4 protein-coding genes and 1 riboswitch are annotated in these 4,763 nt (G+C 70.8%); of the genes, 3 read left to right on the top strand and 1 reads right to left on the bottom strand.

Annotated features, from left to right (window positions below; genetic code table 11):
* The coding region (locus AOK00_RS25480) for a hypothetical protein (protein WP_055602598.1) at positions 1 to 530 on the top strand (530 nt) is incomplete at its 5' end.
* Between the two features lie 332 nt (positions 531 to 862).
* A complete protein-coding gene (locus AOK00_RS25475) occupies positions 863 to 1,069 on the top strand; it encodes a DUF5999 family protein (protein WP_055602597.1) in 207 nt (68 codons plus the stop codon).
* Between the two features lie 92 nt (positions 1,070 to 1,161).
* Here AOK00_RS25475 and gcvP read toward each other — a convergent pair whose 3' ends face one another.
* Positions 1,162 to 4,047, bottom strand: a complete 2,886-nt coding sequence (gene gcvP, locus AOK00_RS25470) for an aminomethyl-transferring glycine dehydrogenase (protein WP_055602596.1) — start codon at positions 4,045 to 4,047, stop codon at positions 1,162 to 1,164.
* A 177-nt stretch (positions 4,048 to 4,224) separates the two neighbouring features.
* A riboswitch (glycine riboswitch) is annotated at positions 4,225 to 4,324 on the bottom strand.
* 112 nt (positions 4,325 to 4,436) lie between these two features.
* Between gcvP and AOK00_RS25465 the strand changes: the two genes are divergently transcribed.
* Positions 4,437 to 4,763: PRC-barrel domain-containing protein (locus AOK00_RS25465; protein ID WP_055602599.1), on the top strand; the 327-nt coding region annotated here is incomplete at its 3' end.

The raw sequence follows: 4,763 nt of genomic DNA, 5'->3' as shown, positions 1-4,763 counted from the left end.
CACCGACAGCCGTCCGCGAGGCGCGAACTCCCGCCCTGCGGGCCGCGCAGGGACCACTGAGCCCCGAACTCCCCCTGCCCGTCCACGTCCTCGGCGTCGCCGGGACGCCCGGGCAGGCCCCCCGCACCCGCCTCGCCGGCTGGCGCTTCCTGATCAGGAACGGGGGGCGGGCCATCGCCGCCGCGGACACCATGCTGACCCCGGACGGCTGGTCCTTCTCGCACTTCTTCGAGGGGCCGTACGTCACCGCGACGGAGCGGGCGCTGCTCCAGGCCGAGGCGCTGCCCGGCCCGTACCAGCCGCGGCTGCTCTCCGTACCGGAGCTCTACATGCTGACCCTCTGGCTGCACGCCGAGCCGGAGACGGACTGTGTCACCGCCACCCCGGCCGCGGCGGACCTGCTGGTTCCGCTCGCGCCCGCCCCGCCGGGGATCGCGGCCCACCGCCCGTACCAGGTCGCCGACCTCCTGCCCGTGCTCAGTACGCGCCTCGCGCCGCCGCCCCTCCTGGGCTCGGCGGCGCCCGCCTGATCCACCGCACGAGCGTCGCCGCCCCGTGACCCACCCGGGTCACGGGGCGCACTGCTGTCCGAGAACCCGGCCCGAACGCACCGCCCGAACACCCCTCCCGGACGGACTAGCCCACTGGGACCACTCCGAACCACCCAAAGAGACGGTGCAGTTGACCTGAACCGCCCCTGCGGGTGATGCGTCTTCCCAGGAAAGGACGAGCTGCCGCGAAATCCCTGCGGAAGACCGTCCATGGGGCAAGACTGGGATCGGAACCGAACCGACCGACGGGGGCGGCGATGAGCGCGAAGAGCCGCAGGACATCCACTACGACGCAGCGAAAGAACCCACCCATGTGCCAGCACCAGCCTGCCTGTCCCACCGCCGACTCCGCCGACCGTGAGGCGGCCCGACTGACGGCACACCACCCGGAGCAGGGCTGGAGCCTGCTGTGCAACGGCGTCCTGCTCTTCGAGGACACCGGCGAACTGCTGCCGGACGGGCAGATCATCGCCCCGCACCGGCCGTTGTCGACGGGCCAGGTGACGACCGCCGCCTGAAAGCACGCACCACGCCCGAGGGCCGGCCCGGAGACATTCTCCGCACCGGCCCTCGATTCACGCTCGACCGTCGTACGCGGCCGACGTCACCCTCAGCCGTCGTACTCGTCCAGCGGCGGGCAGGAACAGACCAGGTTCCGGTCACCGAAGGCACCGTCGATGCGACGCACCGGCGGCCAGTACTTGTCGGCGGCCGAGACACCGGCCGGGAAGACGGCCTCGTCCCGCGTGTACGCGTGGTTCCACTCGCCGCCCAGCGCGGCCGCGGTGTGCGGGGCGTTGCGCAGCGGGTTGTCGTCGGCGGGCCACTGACCCGAGGAGACCTTCTCGATCTCGGCCCGGATCGCGATCATCGTGTCGCAGAAGCGGTCGAGCTCGGCCAGGTCCTCGGACTCGGTCGGCTCGATCATCAGCGTGCCGGCCACCGGGAACGACATCGTCGGCGCGTGGAAGCCGTAGTCGATCAGGCGCTTCGCGATGTCGTCGACCGTGACGCCCGTCGCCTTGGACAGCGGGCGCAGGTCCACGATGCACTCGTGGGCGACCAGACCGGCCGGGCCGGTGTAGAGCACCGGGAAGTGCGGCTCCAGGCGCTTGGCGATGTAGTTCGCCGCGAGGACGGCGACCTGGGTCGCGCGCTTGAGGCCCTCGCCGCCCATGAGGCGCACGTACGACCACGAGATCGGCAGGATGCCCGCGGAGCCCCACGGGGCGGCCGAGATCGGGCCCACGCCGGTCTCCGGTCCCGCGGAGGGCTGGAGCGGGTGGTTCGGCAGGTACGGGGCGAGGTGGGCGCGCACACCGACCGGGCCGACACCCGGGCCGCCGCCGCCGTGCGGGATGCAGAAGGTCTTGTGCAGGTTCAGGTGCGAGACGTCGCCACCGAAGTGCCCCGGCTTGGCGAGACCGACGAGCGCGTTGAGGTTGGCACCGTCGACGTACACCTGACCGCCGGCCTCGTGGACCTCGGCGCAGATGTCGGCGACGTGCTCCTCGAAGACGCCGTGCGTCGACGGATAGGTGATCATCAGCACGGACAGCTCGTCGCGGTACTGCTCGATCTTGGCGCGCAGGTCCGCGACGTCGACCTCGCCGTCGTCGGCGGTCTTGACGACGACGACCTTCATGCCGGCCATCACCGCGGAGGCGGCGTTGGTGCCGTGCGCGGAGGACGGGATGAGGCAGACGGTGCGCTGCTCGTCACCGTTGGCGCGGTGGTAGGCGCGGACGGCGAGGAGACCGGCCAGCTCGCCCTGCGAACCGGCGTTCGGCTGGATCGACACCTTGTCGTAGCCGGTGACCTCGGCGAGACGCTCCTCCAGCTCGGTGATGAGCGTGAGGTAGCCCTGCGCCTGCTCGACCGGGGCGAAGGGGTGCATCTGACCGAACTCGGGCCAGGTCACCGACTCCATCTCGGTCGTCGCGTTCAGCTTCATCGTGCAGGAGCCGAGCGGGATCATGCCGCGGTCGAGCGCGTAGTCGCGGTCGGCGAGCTTGCGCAGGTAGCGCAGCATCGAGGTCTCGGAGCGGTGCGCGTGGAAGACCGGGTGGGTCATGTACGCGTCGGAGCGCAGCAGCCCGGCGGGCAGCGTGTCCTCGGTGGTGGCGTCCAGGGCCTCGACGTCGGCGGTCACACCGAAGGCACCCCACACGGCGGCGAGCTGGGCGCGCCCGGTGGTCTCGTCGCACGACATGGACACGTGGTCCGCGTCGACGCGGTAGAGGTTCACACCGGCCTCGCGGGCGGCGGCCACGACCTCGTCGGCCTTGCCGGGCACACGGGCGGTGAGGGTGTCGAAGAAGGCGCCCTGGGTGAGCTCCACGCCCCCGGCGGTGAGGCCGGCGGCCAGGATCGCGGCGTACCGGTGGGTTCGGCGCGCGATGCCCTGAAGACCCTCGGGCCCGTGGTAGACGGCGTACATGCCGGCCATCACGGCGAGGAGCACCTGCGCGGTGCAGATGTTACTCGTGGCCTTCTCGCGGCGGATGTGCTGCTCGCGGGTCTGCAGGGCCAGGCGGTACGCGCGGTTCCCGTCGGCGTCGACGGAGACACCCACGAGACGGCCGGGCAGGGAACGGGCGTGCTTGTCCTGGACGGCCATGTAACCGGCGTGGGGACCGCCGAAGCCCATGGGAACGCCGAAGCGCTGCGTCGTACCGACGGCGATGTCGGCCCCGAGCTCACCGGGCGAGGTGAGCAGGGTGAGCGCGAGCAGGTCGGCGGCGACGGTGACGATCGCACCGAGCTCGTGAGCGGCGTCGATCAGCGGCTTGATGTCCCGCACGGCACCGGAGGCGCCGGGGTACTGGATGAGCACACCGAAGACACCACGCTCGGCGACCTCGGCGGGAATCCCCTCGCTCAGGTCGGCCACGACGACCTCGACACCGGTCGGCTCGGCGCGGGTCTCGATGACGGCGATCGTCTGCGGCAGGGCGTCGGCGTCGACGAGGAAGACACCGTTCTTGACCTTGCCGACGCGCCGGGCGAGCGACATGGCCTCGGCGGCGGCGGTGCCCTCGTCGAGCAGCGAGGCACCGGAGGTGGGCAGCCCGGTCAGGTCGGCGACGACGGTCTGGAAGTTCAGCAGGGCCTCGAGGCGCCCCTGCGAGATCTCCGGCTGGTACGGCGTGTACGCCGTGTACCAGGCGGGGTTCTCCATCACGTTCCGGAGGATCACCGGCGGCGTGAAGGTCCCGTAGTAGCCGAGACCGATCATGGGCGCGAGGACCTGGTTGCGGTCGGCGAGCGTGCGCAGCTCGGCGAGCACCTCGGCCTCGGTGCGCGCGGCCGGCAGGCCCAGCGCCTCGGTGTTCTTGATGACGTCCGGCACCGCGGCGGCCGTGAGCTCGTCGAGGGAGCCGTAACCGACCTGGGCGAGCATCTTGGCGCGCGCCTCGGCGTCGGGCCCGATGTGCCGCTGCTCGAACGGGATGCCCTGTTCGAGTTCGGAGAGCGGAATGCGGTTGGCGGTCATGTACGGAGGCCTCCTGGTCGTCACGACCTGCGAGGGGCACCACGGCGCGGGTACCCGGACGGCCTCCCCCTCTGTCATCTCAACCTGAGAGTTTCACCGACACGCCTCACGGCACGCCGGCTTTCACCGTCGGTGAGAGCGCATGCCGTCGGACACCGCTCTGCTTTCCAGAGTGACCTCGTCCGCGCGGTACAGGGGCCTGAGAGATTCCGGGGAGGATTTGCTCCTTCGGCGCCCACCGGAAGGTTTCTCCGGGGGACTCTCCCGCACGGGGTCGACAGCCACAGCCAGCCTACCAGCGAGGTTGCGGCTTCCATCGCTCAAGTGGCCGACATCCCAGTTGTGCACTTTCGTAGGGTGTAGAGCAGTTGCGACCAGTTGGAGGGACCGTGCAGACCGATATCGATCCGCGCAGCCTGATCGGCCGCAAGGCGTACGACCGGAACGGACACAAGATCGGAACCGTGGACGAGGTGTACCTGGACGACGCCACCGGCATCCCGGAATGGGCAGCGGTCCGCACGGGCCTGTTCAGCCGGGACGCCTTCGTCCCCCTGGAGCCGAGCGAACTCATCGACAACGGCCTCCACATCCCGTACGAGCGCGCCCTGATCAAGGACGCCCCCGACTTCGGCGTGGGCCGCCACCTCTCCCCGGAACAAGAGCTCCAGCTCTACCGCCACTACAGCATGGCCCTCCCCCCACCCCCCACGGAC

It is taken from the genome of Streptomyces aureus (assembly GCF_001418135.1).
In the GTDB taxonomy this organism is placed as follows: domain Bacteria; phylum Actinomycetota; class Actinomycetes; order Streptomycetales; family Streptomycetaceae; genus Streptomyces; species Streptomyces aureus_A.
This window is presented reverse-complemented; position numbering and strand designations above follow the sequence as displayed.